Annotated in this window: 13 protein-coding genes; 3 read left to right on the forward strand and 10 right to left on the reverse strand. The window is 41.5% G+C overall.

Annotated elements, in window-relative coordinates; translation table 11 throughout:
- Window positions 1–201: 201 nt before the first annotated feature.
- The 4 genes from OCV72_RS02810 to OCV72_RS02825 form a co-directional block, all read right to left on the reverse strand.
- Window positions 202–894 carry a chloramphenicol acetyltransferase gene (locus tag OCV72_RS02810; RefSeq protein WP_055281767.1) on the reverse strand — a complete coding sequence of 231 codons (693 nt, stop codon included), beginning with the start codon at window positions 892–894 and terminating at the stop codon, window positions 202–204.
- A 443-nt stretch (window positions 895–1,337) separates the two neighbouring features.
- Window positions 1,338–2,504 (reverse strand): phosphopentomutase, encoded by a 1,167-nt coding sequence (locus OCV72_RS02815; RefSeq protein ID WP_055281769.1) that lies wholly within the window; start codon window positions 2,502–2,504, stop codon window positions 1,338–1,340.
- A gap of 515 nt (window positions 2,505–3,019) precedes the next feature.
- Entirely contained in the window at window positions 3,020–4,411 is a 1,392-nt protein-coding gene (locus OCV72_RS02820) for an alanine/glycine:cation symporter family protein (RefSeq protein WP_055281771.1), read from the reverse strand.
- A gap of 102 nt (window positions 4,412–4,513) precedes the next feature.
- Window positions 4,514–5,866: a dicarboxylate/amino acid:cation symporter gene (locus OCV72_RS02825; RefSeq protein ID WP_055281773.1), complete on the reverse strand. Its 1,353-nt coding sequence runs from the start codon at window positions 5,864–5,866 to the stop codon at window positions 4,514–4,516.
- A gap of 282 nt (window positions 5,867–6,148) precedes the next feature.
- Between OCV72_RS02825 and OCV72_RS02830 the strand changes: the two genes are divergently transcribed.
- On the forward strand, window positions 6,149–7,444 hold the full coding sequence (locus tag OCV72_RS02830) for an aminotransferase class V-fold PLP-dependent enzyme (protein WP_055281775.1): 1,296 nt from the start codon (window positions 6,149–6,151) through the stop codon (window positions 7,442–7,444).
- A gap of 146 nt (window positions 7,445–7,590) precedes the next feature.
- Here the strand turns inward: OCV72_RS02830 and OCV72_RS02835 are convergent, their stop codons facing one another.
- From OCV72_RS02835 to OCV72_RS02850, 4 genes are all read right to left on the reverse strand, one after another.
- Window positions 7,591–8,556, reverse strand: a complete 966-nt coding sequence (locus OCV72_RS02835) for a D-2-hydroxyacid dehydrogenase (protein WP_055281777.1) — start codon at window positions 8,554–8,556, stop codon at window positions 7,591–7,593.
- Between the two features lie 87 nt (window positions 8,557–8,643).
- Window positions 8,644–9,588, reverse strand: coding sequence for a 5-oxoprolinase subunit C family protein (locus OCV72_RS02840; protein WP_055281780.1), 945 nt, complete (start codon window positions 9,586–9,588; stop codon window positions 8,644–8,646).
- Between the two features lie 16 nt (window positions 9,589–9,604).
- The gene (locus OCV72_RS02845) at window positions 9,605–10,342 is read right to left on the reverse strand and encodes a 5-oxoprolinase subunit B family protein (RefSeq protein ID WP_055281782.1); all 738 of its coding nucleotides are present in this window, start codon (window positions 10,340–10,342) and stop codon (window positions 9,605–9,607) included.
- A 133-nt stretch (window positions 10,343–10,475) separates the two neighbouring features.
- A complete protein-coding gene (locus OCV72_RS02850) occupies window positions 10,476–11,156 on the reverse strand; it encodes an RraA family protein (RefSeq protein ID WP_055214805.1) in 681 nt (226 codons plus the stop codon).
- A gap of 154 nt (window positions 11,157–11,310) precedes the next feature.
- Between OCV72_RS02850 and OCV72_RS02855 the strand changes: the two genes are divergently transcribed.
- A complete protein-coding gene (locus OCV72_RS02855) occupies window positions 11,311–12,231 on the forward strand; it encodes a LysR family transcriptional regulator (protein WP_055281784.1) in 921 nt (306 codons plus the stop codon).
- Between the two features lie 118 nt (window positions 12,232–12,349).
- Here the strand turns inward: OCV72_RS02855 and OCV72_RS02860 are convergent, their stop codons facing one another.
- Both OCV72_RS02860 and OCV72_RS02865 read right to left on the reverse strand, forming a co-directional pair.
- Window positions 12,350–13,531: a pyridoxal phosphate-dependent aminotransferase gene (locus OCV72_RS02860; RefSeq protein WP_055281786.1), complete on the reverse strand. Its 1,182-nt coding sequence runs from the start codon at window positions 13,529–13,531 to the stop codon at window positions 12,350–12,352.
- A gap of 50 nt (window positions 13,532–13,581) precedes the next feature.
- A complete protein-coding gene (locus OCV72_RS02865) occupies window positions 13,582–14,337 on the reverse strand; it encodes a LamB/YcsF family protein (protein ID WP_055281788.1) in 756 nt (251 codons plus the stop codon).
- A 230-nt stretch (window positions 14,338–14,567) separates the two neighbouring features.
- On the opposite strand from OCV72_RS02865, the gene OCV72_RS02870 reads away from it, so the two are divergent.
- Window positions 14,568–15,692 carry a CdaR family transcriptional regulator gene (locus tag OCV72_RS02870; RefSeq protein ID WP_055281790.1) on the forward strand — a complete coding sequence of 375 codons (1,125 nt, stop codon included), beginning with the start codon at window positions 14,568–14,570 and terminating at the stop codon, window positions 15,690–15,692.
- Window positions 15,693–15,858 lie beyond the last annotated feature (166 nt).

Genomic DNA, 15,858 nt, shown 5'->3' on the forward strand with positions numbered 1-15,858 from the left:
ACAATAGATAAGGATTATTGTGAATGTGGAATGCCGTTAGAAACAATTAGAGAGTCAGAAGCACCGTTAAAGGAACGAAGCGAACGTGTTTGAGGCGAACGCCGAGTTTGAACGTAGTTCCTTTGCTTTTAGGTGATTCTGACTCTCTTAGTGTTTCTTATGGTATGGAACCTGAACAAGAAGCCTTATCTATTGTTTCCTTCAAGGACTGAGAGGCCGCTTCCCCGTTAATAAATTAAATCCCAATTCAATTCCTTGCAGTTCCTTCTGCATCTCCCGAAAGAATTCCGACGTATGCCACCCATCCATCGCCGCATGGGCAATCGTAAGCGTCAGCGGAAGTGTCAGTTTCCCGTTATCTTCTGTATATTTACCGAATGTAATGATCGGAAACAGCGGCACATGATCAGATGCTGTCGATGCCGCATATCCGATGTAATCCATCCATGGCACGCAGGAAATACAGTAAAAGTTCGCCGGCTGTCCGGCTTTTGCCTTGACGCCTCTGACCTTCTTTGCGGCTTCTATGTCCGCTTCTATTCTCTTATAGAAAGTCGCAAAGTCATCATCGTATTCGCTCCAGCAGTCAGAAAATGTGTGATCTTCTTTGTGGAAGATCGTATAATTCGGGTGTACAACATCCCACACTCCCGGATTGCCTTCTTCGTCCGTCATCATCTTCATAAATGGCAAGCGGTTCACAACATTTGACGTACACCAGATAAAGGCTGCATAGAAATGCACCCCCAAGCGGTCACATTCTGCTCTTAATCTTGTTACATCCAGGCGTGCTGTCATACTGTAGTTTACTTTTAATTTTTCGGTATAATACTTGTAGTGATCCTGGCGCGGCCAGGTTGACTGGTCAATTTTTTTATATGATGGAAGACTCATAATGTCACCTCTTATTGTGTATTATTTCGAATTAATATAAAAAAGTACAAATAAACAAATAAGTAAGTATATATTGCTTTATTATAAATTGATGATATAATTATAATCGGGTGTTGCCATAAAACGGTAGGCGGTTAGTCCTTTTAACAGAGGGACTGTGATGACTGTAATCCACACCCTCTGATTACATAGCCCGTAAGGAACTCCAATGGAAAGGAGGGCTAAGCCATGAGCATTATAGATTTTATAGCAGTGGTGAGCTTCGGCTTAACCTGCTTCGGACTAGGATATACATTTGGCAAAGATAACAATCCACAAAAATAGCCGCCCACAGTCTGGTAAACTAGGCGACTATTTTTAATACATGAATTAATTATCAGGACTGACCGTCTATCGGCAGCACCCTTTTTCTATAACTATACTAACATCATCTTATGAATATGTCAATTTCTTATTATATCCCAGAATGACTCCCCATCTCCCCGGTAGGTACTTCCAAGAGCTTCCGCGATCGTCGCCGCCATATCTGCAAACCCTTTTCTGGTATGCAGGTTTACTCCCGCTTTGATCTCTTTTCCATATATGAGGCAAGGCACATATTCCCTCGTATGGTCTGTTCCGGTATATCCGGGATCACAGCCATGGTCTGCCGTGATCATCAGCATATCATCATCCCGCATATTCGCAAGGAACTCTCCCAGCTGTTCATCAAATTGCGTCAATGCTCCTGCATATCCTGCAATATCACGCCGGTGTCCATAGATCATATCCCCATCTACTAAGTTCACATAGCAAAGTCCGTCGAACTCTTTCTTCTGTATCTCGATCGTCTTTTCCATATTCTTTTCATTTCCCTGATTCGGGTAGGTCTCCGTCACTCCCTGCCCTTCAAAGATATCATAGATCTTTCCGACACCGATCACATCTTTTCCTTCTGCTTTTAATGCATCCAACACCGTCTGTCTCGGCGGTGCAAGTGAAAAGTCATGCCGTCTGATTGTCCGTTCGTAATTTGGCCATGTTCCGATAAATGGTCTTGCGATCACCCTTCCGACTCCGAGATCTCCAGTCAGCATCTCTCTGGCAATCTTACAGTATTCATATAACTGCTCTACCGGAATTATCTCCTCGTGCGCTGCAATCTGGCATACACTGTCCGCAGATGTATACACAATCAGTGCTCCTGTCTCTTCCTGCTCCCGGCCATAATCATGAATGACCTGTGTCCCCGAATACGGCAGATTACACAAAATCTTTCTTCCCGTCCTTTTTGAAAATTCCTCTATGAATACTTTCGGAAATCCGTCCGGGAATTTCGGAAGCGGATCCGGTGTTACGATACCCGCCATTTCCCAGTGTCCGGTCGTCGTATCCTTTCCACAGGATAATTCCTGCATTCTTGCAAAACTTCCGGTCGGCTTCTCTGTACTTTTTGCATATTCCATACCATCGATCTGGTAGATTCCGATCTTTTCCATATTCGGAATATGAAGTTTCCCGCTGTCATAGCAACTCTTCCATGTATTACTTCCGATATCACCAAATTTATCCGCATCCGGTGCTTCACCGATGCCTGCACTGTCCAATACGATCCAGAAAATACGTTTCATAGAATCAGTCCTTTCGGTCTTTTTCTTTTATTATAAGTCTATATAAGAAGACTGTGCAAGATACATGAATCCATAATTTGTTATTCTCACTAATAAAATCGCGCCTTTAAATTATCCATTAGTAAGTAAATATATATTGTATTTTTCGTTGTTAATTGTTATAATCATATCACGGGTGCTACCAAAACGGTAGGCGGTTAGTCCTTCTGCAGAGGGACTGTGCCCCTCTGATTACATAGAAACCTGAAAAGGAATTCACTGGAAAGGAGGGCTAAGCCAATGAGTATTATGGATTTTTTAGCTATCATCAGTTTCGGCTTATCATGCTTCAGCATCGGATACACTATTGGTAAGGATAATCATAAGACACAAAAATAGCCGCCCACAGTCTGGTAAACTAAGCGACTATTTTTACTAAATTATTATCGGGCTAACCGTCTATCGGTAGCACTCTTTTTCTATAACTATACTAACATCATCTTATGAATATGTCAAAAGATTTTTCAACAATAAATCTACTCCACTACTGATTTTCTTACATTCACCTTCGTACGCTCTTCCCGGTCGAAGAATTTCTTAGTTTCGCTGATAACCACTTTTCGAAGTCCAAGTAATGCGATCAGATTCGGAATGATCATCAGCGCATTGGTAATATCCGCCATCAGCCAGATTGGTTCCAGTGTCAGGAACGGCGCTGTTGCAATTGCCAGAATATAAACGATCTTAAAAATCTTGATACTTCCTGTCTTTCCGGTGAGATACAGCACACATCTTTCTCCATAATAGTTCCATCCGAGGATCGTAGTAAATGAGAAAAAGATAATTCCTACTGCTACCAGATACATACCAATATTAAACGGAAGTCCGGCATTATATGCCTTTGTAACCAGAACACTTCCGCTTAAATCAGTTTTATCAAGCAGGCCGCTTGAGATTACAACCAGTCCTGTCATAGAACATGTCAGAATTGTGGTGAAAAATACACTTGTCATTGAAATCAACCCCTGCTTTACACAGGAATCTGTCTTTGCTGCTGCCGCCACAATTGGTGAACTTCCAAGCCCAGCCTCATTCGTGTATACACCTCTTGCCACACCGGTTCTCATAGCTGTCATGAAAGAGACCACAGCCGTTCCTGCTGCTCCGCCAAGTGCAGATTCCTTAGAAAATGCACAGGAAAATATCTCTGCAAATGCTCCCGGAATTGCGGAATGGTTCACGATCAGAATCACCATTGAACCACCAATGAAAGAAATTGCCATAAATGGAACAACAAACTGTGCAACTTTCGAGATTGCCTGAATTCCGCCAAGTGTTACAACTGCTGTTAATACAGTAACAATAATTCCAATAACAATGACCGGAATATGGAATGAATCATGCACCGACTCTGTAATCGCATTTACCTGTGGAAAGGTACCACATCCAAGAAGTGCTGTTACAACTCCGAAAAATGCAAAGATTTTTGCCAGCCATTTGAATTTATCTCCCATTCCATTCTCGATATAATACATCGGTCCTCCGGCGATTTCACCTTTTTCATCTTTTACACGGAATTTTACAGCCAGAAGTGCCTCAGCATATTTTGTTGTCATTCCAAGAAGCGCAGATACCCACATCCAGAACATCGCTCCAGGTCCACCGATACGAAGAGCTGTTGCCACACCTACGATACTTCCGGTTCCGATATCGGCAGCCAGTGTTGTGCAAAGTGTTGCAAACGGAGATACATCGCCTGCCCCTTCTTCTTTTTCAAAAATACTTTTCAGTGCCCTTGGAAATTTACATATCTGTATTCCTCGTAATTTATATGTAAAATACAGACCAGTTCCCATCAGAAGCACCAATGTCGGCGGTCCCCAGACAAATGTCTGAATTGTTTCCAGTAACTTCATAAATGTTTCCATTTTTTTCCTCCCAGTTGTTAAATTCCTGTCAATAAATAGTCATTTTTTTGGCAACGGATGAATGCATCCGTTGCCGTTATGAAAAGTTTATCAGTTACATTTTTAGCTGTTATATTTTTCTTTATCCAGCTCTTTTTCTTTCGCATTTACGATTACGTTTACTGTGGCATCACCGATAACGTTCAGTGGCAGGAGTGCCATCTCTACCGGACGGTTGATTGCAACAACCAATGCGTAAGCGATCATACATGCATCAGATGTCCATCCAAGTCCTGAAAGGATCGTTACGATCAGTGTGGTACCTGCGATTGGAATAGCAGGACATCCCATAGCTGCACAGATTGATAAGAATGCGATCGTTGCGAGGTTGGCAGGTGTTACATCAATTCCTGCACTTGTTGCAATAAATGTTGCTGCGAACATATGCATAACGGTTGTTCCGTTCATATTGATCGTCATACCTGTCGGTAATACAAAGCTTGTAATCTCTTCGCTGCATCCAAGTTCATCAATACATGTCCTTGTATTGAGCGGCAGACATGCTGCTGATGAGTTTGTTGAAAATCCGAACACACCGACCTTCGCAATTTTCTTGATAAACTGAATTGGATTCATCTTTGTTGTTACCCAGATACCGATAGGATAAATTGTAACAACCAATACGAATAAGGTTACCATTGCAGCTACGATATAAGCAGCAGCCGGTGCAAGGTACTCTGTTCCGTAAATTGCAAATGTTCTTGAGATCAGGCAGAAAATTGCAATCGGACCAACTTTGTTGATTAAGAATGTAAGGTATAACTGAATGATTTCGTTGACACTTTCCAGCACTTTCTTCAGTGGGTCAGCTTTTTCTCCCAGTGCATTCATGCAAAGTCCAATGATAATTGCTACTACTACAACTGCCAGAATACTGTTGTTGCTGCTAAATGCGGCAGCAATATTAGACGGTACTGCATTTACGATTGTTGCCAGTGGGTTAAATGCATCCAGTGTTGCTGCATCTGTAACTGCCTCACTTGGAAGTGTTACGTTGAAAAATCCTGCTGATTTTACCGCATATGCAACGATACCTGCTAAAAATGCACCACATACATAGAACAGAAAGAATCCGATCAGTGTACGTCCTGCAATTCTTCCAAGCTTTGTGGAACTTGAAATACTGCACATCGCAAGGCTGAGGGATACTAATACAAGTGGTACGATCGCAAGCTGTAATCCTCTCATAAATAACTGGCCTATAATGTAGAAAAGACCAATTGCATTAACACCATCTTCTGCTGTAATGTCCTGGAACAGGATCTTGTTGAGTATCGTCCATGCACCCTCATTACCAGAAGAGATCAACTGCTCTCTTAATAAAAGAAAAGCAATTCCCACCAACAGGCCGCCGACAAGAGCGATCATCATTTTCTTTACAACCGACATTGGCTGTTTTTTCGTTGTGTTACTCATTGTTGTTCTACTCCTTTTCCTTTTTGTTTGTTTTCATTAGAATTTACTAATTTTTTCTATAAATCGCGCGTTTATTTATGAACTACATACAATGTAACATAGATGCGGTCGTAAGTAAAATTAATTATTTGTCTATAAAATATCAATATCTTTTATATTATCTATATTATCAAATATTAATATCGTTAATATTATACAGCAACATTATTCATTTCTCTTTTCACAATAACATTGATATAATAAAGACAACCAATAGATTCAAGCCAATAAGGAGGAAAAATTATGGCTACTAAATACGGGGAATTATTTTCAGATGAATATCAGAAAAGCTTAAAAGAACAGTTTTGTTATGCCGATACAGATCCGGATTATGGAGACCGGCTCTTCTTTGAGAACTCCGGCGGATCTCTCAGACTCAGAGCTGCTGTAGAAGCCAAAGCCGGACTGGAAGAATATCCAGACTGTCCGGAACGTGTACGTGGAAAAGGATATGATCTTTCTTATTATGTGAGTGAAGGAACAAAAGAAATCCTTGAAGTTGTGTTTGGTGCAAAGAGTGGTGCTCTTATCACTGAACTTTCTGCTTCCCAGACAATGTTCCATGCTGTCGGAACAATCATGGAAAATGTTAAATGGGGAAAAAATGCAGTTACATCTGCACTGGAACATCCGTCTGCTCATGATGCGGTAGAATACTACTGTAAGCAGACAGGAAGAGAATTCCGTGAAGTTCCTGCAAATCAGACAACCGGTGGTCTTGATCCTGATACGATTATGCAGTACGTAGACAAAGACACCGTTTTATTAAGCATCATGGCTGCTTCCAACATTTCCGGAAATATCATGGATATCAAGGAAATTGCAAGACGTGCCAAAGAGATCAATCCTGACATCTACATTGTAAGTGACGCAGTACAGCATGCACCACATGCCGTTATAGATGTTGAAGACTGGGGTGTAGATGTATCCAACTTCGCACCTTACAAATTCTTTGGTGTACGTGGATGTGGATACTGTTATGTATCTGACCGTGTTGCGAGCATGACGCACAGAAAACTCACATGTAAAGCTCCTGATGTATGGGCTCTCGGAACTCCTACACCTGGTAACTTCGCATCTATGATGGCAGTCATCGATTATGTATGCGATATTGCAAAACATTTCCTTGGAGACAAAGCTGAAGGAATGAGCAAACGTGAGCTCTATGTAGAAGGTATGAACAGAATCCATCTGCAGGAAAGAGGACTTCTCTACCGTATGCTGGAAGGAACAGAAGATGTTCCTGGTCTTCGTCATATTCCTGATGTTGAAGTATATGTAGACATGGAAGACCTTACATACAAAGATCTGATCATTGCTATGGGTATCAAGGGTATTGAATATGCAGACTGTACTCAGAAATATATGGAACACGGCGTGACGATCTTCGAACGTGTGAAGAGCAGCCCTTATTCAAAACGTATCGTAGAAACACTCGGACTTGACGGAGCACTCCGTGTATCTCCTCTTCACTGCCATGGCAGAGATGACGTAGACAAGTTCTTAAAGATCACAAAGGACATTGCAGAAGGGAAATAACCCCCATTCCTCATCTTTTGAATAGCGAGAAGCTGTTATCTGGCAGCTTCTCTTTTTTGTATATAAATATCTGGGAAGTGTACCAAAGAAAGCCTTTCACAGAGTTTTGATAACTCTGTGAAAGGCTTTCCTTTATCATATCTATTCTATTTGTTTACCTGGTTTACTGTATTTCCCTCAAGGAAGGCTTTAATATTATCTACTGTGATATCCATGATTCTCTGTCTTGATGCCTGAGCTGCCCATGAAATATGTGGAGTGATGATACAGTTCTTAGCTGTTAACAGTGGATTATCGCCTTTGATCGGCTCTGTAGACACAACATCAAGTCCTGCTGCGTATACCTTACCGCTGTTCAGTGCATCTGCCAGATCCTGCTCTACAACAAGCTGTCCACGGCTGTTATTGATGAGGATTACACCGTCTTTCATCTTGGCGATGTTCTCTTTGTTGATTATTCCTTCTGTAGCCGGGAATAACGGGCAGTGAAGGAAGATCACATCAGAACGGGCAAATAACTCATCTAATGACACATATTCAGCCAGTTTCTTTCCTGCTTCGCTTTCATGTGCATCATATGCAATTACTTCCATGTCTAATGCATTCAGAAGTTTTGCTGTAGCCTGTCCGATTCTTCCAAGTCCGATGATTCCGGCTGTCTTTCCATAGAGCTCGATCATTGGGTAATCCCAGAAGCACCAGTCAGGATTGTTCTCCCATTTTCCTTCTTTTACACATTCGTCGTGATGTCCGTAATGTGAACAGATTTCAAGGAGAAGTCCGAGTGCATACTGTCCTACGATCTGTGTTCCGTATGTAGGTACATTTACCACCGGAATGCCTTTTTCTTTTGCGTATGCATAATCAACAACATTGTATCCTGTTGCAAGAACAGCAATCAGTTTGATATTTTCACATTTATCCATTGTTTCTTTGGAAATAGGAGTTTTGTTGATCACTACAATCTCTGCATCTCCGATACGCTCTGCGATTAATGGCGACTCTTCATAAGAAGTTCTGTCATAGACTTCTACTTCTCCTAATTCTTTTAATGCGTCCCAGCTTAAATCTCCAGGATTCTCTGTGTAACCGTCTAATACTACAATTTTCATAACATTTCTCACCTTTCTCTTTTATTAGCATTTTGTTTTATTTCATTTCCATGTGCAATCCTGCATGATCATCACTTGAATGACCACTTACGCATTCAGCTTTTCATCCAGTGCCTTCATCGACTCCAGCTCTCTGATATAAAGATCCTGGGCCAGATCCAGACTTACATTGACAAAACGTACTTTCTGTCCCGGCTGTGCCTGTGCAATCTTTGCAAGATCCACGGAAATTACTGTTCCTATCTTGGCATATCCTCCGGTGCTCTGTCTGTCCGATAACATAATGATCGGCTTTCCATTTGTTGGCACCTGGATGGATCCGACGGAAATACCATCTGTATTGATATTACCATCCCCGACATGTTCAATCGGCTCCCGCTCGATACGACAGCCCATACGGTCAAATTCATTGGTGATCACACCACTGTTCCAAAAGAAGCTCTTTACCCCTGCTTCTGTAAATTCATCGTCCTGTGGTCCCAGTACCACACGAAGAACAATCTCTTTCTTTGGATATACATTTGCCGGTACTTTTCTTACTTCCATATTCGGAAGTATCGTCTTCGCTGAGACAAATCCAATCTCATCACCTTTTTCAAGTTTTCGTCCCTTTACTCCTCCAAGATGATTACGAAGCAGTGTTGATTTACTTCCCATCACGATCGGAATATCCAGGCCTCCTGCAAATGCAATATATCCACGGCATCCATTTCTTGCTCCTGCAAAAGAAAGCGTCTGCCCTTCTTTCACCAGAACTGCCCGATACATCGGGAATTTATTGCCGTCAAGCATCGGAGTCAGATCTCCGCCCGTCACTGCAACGATATTATCACTGGTAAACTTTAATGTCGGACCGATAAATGTCATCTCCAGTGCGCCTTCTCCCATATCGTTTCCTACCAGTATATTGGCGATATGAAACGAATGATTATCCATGGCTCCTGAGGTAGATACTCCGAATGCCTGATATCCGAATCTTCCTTCATCCTGTACAGTCGTCAGGATTCCACCATTTTCAACTATTATTCCCATATCATGACCTCCGATTCTATGCGTTACCTTCCGGTGTATATGTCTTCACCTTATATGTACCTTTTTCCACATCTCTGCGGATCTTGTCGTATTCCGACTTCGTTACCGGCACATGTTTTACCCAGTCACCGGCATGTACCAGGAATGGATCTTCGTTATCAAAGTTACAGATATCCAGCGGCGTGCTTCCGATAATATTCCATCCGCATGGCTGTTCAAATGGAATAAAATCTGACAGATTCTGCTGTACAACAATGGATCTTGCCGGGATCTTTACTCTCGGTGATTCTCTTCTCTTGAATCCGAACGGCTCATCAAATCTTGCCATATACGGGTGTCCCGGTGCAAATCCCAGCATATATACATAGTATTCATGTTCGGAATGCTTTCTTATGATCTCTTCTACGGTTGTATGCTCCAGCTCTGCACAATATTCCAGGTCCGGACCTGTCTCGCCGCCATAGTATACCGGCACTTCTTTTACTACTTTCTTCTTATTACTATTGTCGACTGCATGCATATTACCAAGTCTTTTCTCCAGTTCTTTCACCAGTTTCCCATACCGGATCACTTCCGGACGGTAGTGAATGATGAGTGCACAGTATGTAGGAACTGTCTCGATCATGCCTTCGATCGGATCTTCTTTCAAATTCTCATCCAGCATACGTACTTTTGCATTCGTCTCAAGGCAGATTGTTTTCCCAAACTCTACGGAAACCGCCCGGTCTCCCGCTGTAAGAAATCTTACCTCCATTTTCATACCTCCATTTTGTATGGAGAAAGGTCTGTCCCATGTTCTGACAGACCTTTCTGCATATCATTTCTTATCGTTCGTCACTTTAGATTCATTATAACATATACTAATATTTCTAATATACAGTTATCTGCTAGTCTACAAATTCGAATCCAACTTTTTCCAGGGAATCCTGTACCCATGGGCGAGGCCATTCACCACGATTTATAATTCCGTCCAGCTGATTTTCTTCCCCTTCATGATAAGCTTTTGCAATTTTAGCAAGCTCTTCCGCATTCTTTGGATCTATTGCGATCAGTCCATCGGAATCACCAACAAGGATATCTCCCGGATTGATAATAATTCCTCCAAAGGAAACTGGGAAATTCATCTCTCCAGGACCGTTCTTATACGGTCCGTTTGGTGTAATCCCCTTTGCATACACAGGAAAGTCCATCTGGCTGAGTGTATAGCTGTCACGCACACATCCGTCAATGATGATACCTGCAAGTCCGCGCTTCTTTGCGTAATTGCTCATAATCTCACCACATAGTGCACGGCTCATACTTCCTTTGTTTGCAAGTACAATAACGTCTCCAGGCTGTGCCATATCAAGTGCTGCATGGAACAGAAGGTTATCTCCTGCCGGTGCGTTTACTGTGAATGCCGTTCCAAGAAGACGTGCCTTAGGATTTAACGGGAAAATACTTGCATCTACCGCTGCGATTCTTCCGCAATTATCGTCAATATTAGCAACCGGAATTCCACGGAATGCCTCAACCAACTCCTTTGCCGGTCTTTCAAAATTCCTTCTGATTCTACATCCTGCTGACATATAAAAACCTCTTTTCTTTTATTCTGATTTCATCATAGCACACAAGTTACTGATTGAAAAACGAATAATTTCTCTGTATAATATAAACAACTTTTATATTCAGAATAACTGCAAACTATGAAATATAAATAACAAATGAACGAGGAGGAATAGCATGAATCTCGCTGAAATTGAAACATTTTTAACGATTGTCAACACCAAAAGTATTACAAAAACCGCAGATCTCTTATTTCTTTCCCAGCCTACGGTAAGCCACCGGTTAACTTCTTTGGAAAACGAGCTCGGATTTTCTCTGGTCATCCGCAACAAAGGTCACAAGCAGGTCGAGCTCACCCCAAAGGGAATGGATTTTATCATCCTCGCCGAACGCTGGATGTCTCTTTGGAAAGAAACACTTGAACTACAGCATAATCAGGAACAGTTGCTGCTGAATATCGGCTGCACCGATAGTCTGAACATTGCCGTATTTATCCCGCTGTATGACAAGATCCTTATAGATTATCCACATCTGGATCTGAGCATTCAGTCACATCATTCTTCCGAATTATACGGTATGCTCAGTGAACATAATATAGATATTGGCTTTGTATATCACCAGCTTCATTACAAAAACATTATTTCAGAAAAATTATTTGAAGAAAAACTTTATCTGGTACAGTCCGAACATCCGACTGTTGAGAAACCGATCGTACATACAGATGAACTGGATCCAACAAAAGAATTGTTCTTAAGTTGGGATGACAATTTTCAAATCTGGCACGACCGCTGGCTTTCTTCTGTATCCAGACCACATATTTCTGCGGATACGATCACATTGCTCGACCGTCTCTGGAAAAATGCAGATACCTGGATGATTGCACCGGAATCTGTCATCCATGAACTTTCCCGGTACCGCAAAATATATGTGAGTGAGCTGAAGAATCCGGCTCCAAACCGCATCTGCTATAAGATCAAACACAAATATCCAAAAACTACCAGCAAACGCGCTGTTGAGCTTTTTGAAGAGATTCTGGAACAGCTTCTTCATCTTGAACGCAAGGAGATCCCGATTGGTGAAATATGGGGCGGACAGTAACTGTATCCATATTTTCCTGTTTCATCGAAAAAGCAGTATCTGACGGACAGATACTGCTTCTTCCTTTTGGATACGTTATACAATATTAATTGGTAGTGTCAAATTAATTTTTCTATTTTTATCTGGCTTTCAGTTCCGCAACTGCTTCTCTGATTCTCTTAGCTGCTTCCTGAAGGTCTTCATAACTGCATGCATAAGAAATTCTCAGATATCCTTCCCCTTCAGATCCAAATGCCGATCCCGGAACCAGTGCTACTTTGGCATGTTCAAGTAGATATTCTGCAACTTCCATTGATGTCATTCCCAGACTCTTTACATTTACAAAAATGTAGAATGCTCCCTGTGGGTTATTGCAGCTGATACCATCAATATCATTCAATGCTTTTACCATGAAGTCTTTTCTTCTCTGATACTCCTGCCTCATTGCTTCTACATCATCTGCACATTCATTCAGTGCGACAATTGCTGCATCCTGTACAAATGAAGAAGCACATGTAATCGTATACTGATGTACTCTGACACATGCAGAGATAATACCTTCCGGAGCACACATATATCCCAGGCGCCATCCGGTCATAGAATATGCTTTTGAAAATCCTCCAAGTGTGATTGTTCTCTCTTTCATCCCCGGGATGGAAGCAATGCTGACATGCTCTGCACCATCGTACACCAGCTGACTGTAAATCTCATCCGATACGACCAGAAGATCATTACGGATTGCGATCTCACTTAATTTTTTCAGTGTCTTTCTTGAGAAGATACCGCCGGTCGGGTTACTTGGATTAACAACTACGATCATCTTGGTTTTCTCAGTAATTTTAGATTCCAGTTCTTCAAAATCTATCTGATAATCATTTTCTTCTTTCAGGCTGTAAGTAACCGGAGTTGCTCCCAGTGAGGACGGTACATGAATGTAGTTCAGCCATACCGGATTCGGAACCAGCACTTCATCGCCTTCTTCCAGAAATGCTGCCATAGACGCATAAGTCGCCTCACCGACACCAACTGTTACAAGAACTTCCGATGTTTCATAATTCACATTGTGATGTTCGTTTTCCCATTTTGCGATTTCTTTCCGGAGTGCAGGAGTTCCATAATTTGATGTATAAAATACATGTCCCGCATTCAGGCTCTCATACGCTGCATCCTTGATCTTTTTCGGTGTATCAAAGTCCGGACGTCCAATCTCCAGATGAATGACTTTCTCTCCTGCCTGCTGCATCTTTGTTGCCTTTTCCATAACTGCCCTGATTCCGGAGAATGGAAGGTATTCCATTCTTTTTGCTGTCTTGTATTCCATGCCTGTTCCTCCTGCTGAAAATGATTATCTGTTTGTCCCTATACTATATTTTATAAGTGTCTGATCTCGATGCCTTCTTCCGTGAATTTCTCACGTATCTTCTGAACGAATGCCAGCGCTTTCGGTCCGTCACCGTGAACACAAAGAGTATCTCCTTTGATATCCAGTTCTTTTCCAGTGATAGAAGTAACCTTTCCTTCTTTGATCATCTTCACACATCTCTGGATTGCAATGTCTTCATCTGTGATCATAGACCCTTCCATCTTTCTCGGAACGAGTGAAAGGTCATCCATATATGCTCTGTCTGCGAAGATCTCTGAAGCTGTACGAAGTCCCTTGCTCTCGGCGATATCTCCAAGAACTGCTCCCGCACAGTAGTAAACAATCAGGTCTTTGTCATATTCGCAGATTGCTTCTACGATTGCGCTTGCGATATCTTCATCATACTGGCATGCATTTCCCATTGCCCCGTGAGGTGCCACATGCTGTAATTTCATTCCACAACTCTTCGTAAATGCTGCAAGCGCTCCGATCTGATATTTTACATAATTTTTAATCTCATCATGAGACAGAACCATCTTTCTGCGTCCGAATCCCATCATATCTGGATATCCCGGATGTGCACCTACCATAACACCTCTCTCTTTAGCCATGCGGACAACCTTGTCCATAACCATCGGATCTCCTGCATGCCATCCGCAGGCAACATTGGCAGTGGTCACATATTTGATGATTTCTTCGTCTCCTCCGATCTTATATGCTCCAAAGCTTTCTCCCATATCACTGTTCAAATCAATACTATACATGAGTCTTTCTCCTTTCGTTTATTTCCGTTTCTTTTTTCCTTGTTGCTTCAAGTATAACACCGCAAGAATAAATAATAAAATAAATAATTTCACTTTAATATATTAACTTTTTTTATTATCAAATATATTTTTTCATGTTTTAATATGAACGGATTCTCTGCTATAATCTCAGATATGAACTTTTTTGAATATGATCTTTTAGGCGAATCATACAAGCAGGAGGGATACCAATGATCACACAGATTGGAAAACAGCTCGCTACACAGATTGTAGATACCGTCCATGACGTTTGTGGACACGATATTAATTTCATCAATAAGAATGGTATTATCTACGCCAGTACCAATACTTCCCGCATCGGCTCTTTTCATGAAATCGGTAAAAAAGCTGCCGATACGAAAACTGTCATTGAAGTACAGGATAATGACCACTACGAAGGAACCAGCAGCGGAGTTAATATTCCTGTTACACACAACGGATATCTCATTGCTGTTATCGGAATAAGCGGTTCACCGGATGAGGTCCGCAAATTTGCTTATCTGGCAGAAAAAATCACCCGGCTTCTTATCCGCGAACAGGAATTAAATGCCGCTTCCCGCACTTTATCAGAAAAGCGCACTTATCTGGTTTCTTATCTGCTGTCCGGAACCGGAACTTCCAACGGAACCTGCGAATTTGAATCTTTCCCAGATAAAATAGCAGATTTGAACTATATCCATGATCTTCTTGATGAATTTGAGATCAATATCGAGAAGAAAAAACGTGTACTGATCATCCGCATGTTATCAGACCATTCTACGATCACGATCTCGTCTGCAGAAGAAAAAATTTTACGGATGTTCACAGAACATTCCATACACTTATATAAGTTTCAGTATCCACATGAATATGCTGCAATCATCGACAGCTCCTTCCCTCTGGAAGAATTGGAATCATTCTGTCTGTCTCTGTCTGATTCCATCCAGATGGGTATCGGACGCCCAGCGGAACTTTTTAAGCTTTCCACCTCCTACGATACTGCCCGGATCGCATTAAATTCACTTACGGATTCTGCTGATCATTATGCACTCTTCGATGATCTGACACTTGAAATCCTCCTTGGATCCTTAAACGAAGTCACCACGGCTGAATTTATTGCAAAGACGCTTTCCTGTCTGGATGAAACAGACTGTTCTCTTTTACGCAGTTATTTTGACCATGAGCAATCGCTTTCCAGAACAAGTGAATATCTCTATCTTCATAAGAATACCTTGCAATACAAGTTAGACCGTATTCATAAGATCTGCGGTCTGAACCCGCGTAGTTTCAGAGACGGAGTTATTCTTTATCTTGCTCTTCGTCTGAAAGAAATGTAGATAGAACTGTAGCTTTTTACGCAATATATGTCACTTGAAACATATATTGCGTTTATTTTTCTCTTTTTTCATTCTTCGTACTATATATTTTTCTTTTTCTCCTATGTTATACTGCATATTAAGAAATCAATCTGAATTTTTATTTCTATGTACCTAAAAAATGTAT

Origin of the sequence: Dorea amylophila (assembly GCF_025567265.1) — a bacterium.
GTDB classification, from domain to species: domain Bacteria; phylum Bacillota; class Clostridia; order Lachnospirales; family Lachnospiraceae; genus Dorea_A; species Dorea_A amylophila.

Coding starts and splice junctions, on each gene's coding strand:
- OCV72_RS02810 (WP_055281767.1), bottom strand. CDS start 894: ATGAGTCTTCCATCATATAAAAAAATTGACCAGTCAACCTGGCCGCGC.
- OCV72_RS02815 (WP_055281769.1), bottom strand. CDS start 2,504: ATGAAACGTATTTTCTGGATCGTATTGGACAGTGCAGGCATCGGTGAA.
- OCV72_RS02820 (WP_055281771.1), bottom strand. CDS start 4,411: ATGGAAACATTTATGAAGTTACTGGAAACAATTCAGACATTTGTCTGG.
- OCV72_RS02825 (WP_055281773.1), bottom strand. CDS start 5,866: ATGAGTAACACAACGAAAAAACAGCCAATGTCGGTTGTAAAGAAAATG.
- OCV72_RS02830 (WP_055281775.1), top strand. CDS start 6,149: ATGGCTACTAAATACGGGGAATTATTTTCAGATGAATATCAGAAAAGC.
- OCV72_RS02835 (WP_055281777.1), bottom strand. CDS start 8,556: ATGAAAATTGTAGTATTAGACGGTTACACAGAGAATCCTGGAGATTTA.
- OCV72_RS02840 (WP_055281780.1), bottom strand. CDS start 9,588: ATGGGAATAATAGTTGAAAATGGTGGAATCCTGACGACTGTACAGGAT.
- OCV72_RS02845 (WP_055281782.1), bottom strand. CDS start 10,342: ATGGAGGTAAGATTTCTTACAGCGGGAGACCGGGCGGTTTCCGTAGAG.
- OCV72_RS02850 (WP_055214805.1), bottom strand. CDS start 11,156: ATGTCAGCAGGATGTAGAATCAGAAGGAATTTTGAAAGACCGGCAAAG.
- OCV72_RS02855 (WP_055281784.1), top strand. CDS start 11,311: ATGAATCTCGCTGAAATTGAAACATTTTTAACGATTGTCAACACCAAA.
- OCV72_RS02860 (WP_055281786.1), bottom strand. CDS start 13,531: ATGGAATACAAGACAGCAAAAAGAATGGAATACCTTCCATTCTCCGGA.
- OCV72_RS02865 (WP_055281788.1), bottom strand. CDS start 14,337: ATGTATAGTATTGATTTGAACAGTGATATGGGAGAAAGCTTTGGAGCA.
- OCV72_RS02870 (WP_055281790.1), top strand. CDS start 14,568: ATGATCACACAGATTGGAAAACAGCTCGCTACACAGATTGTAGATACC.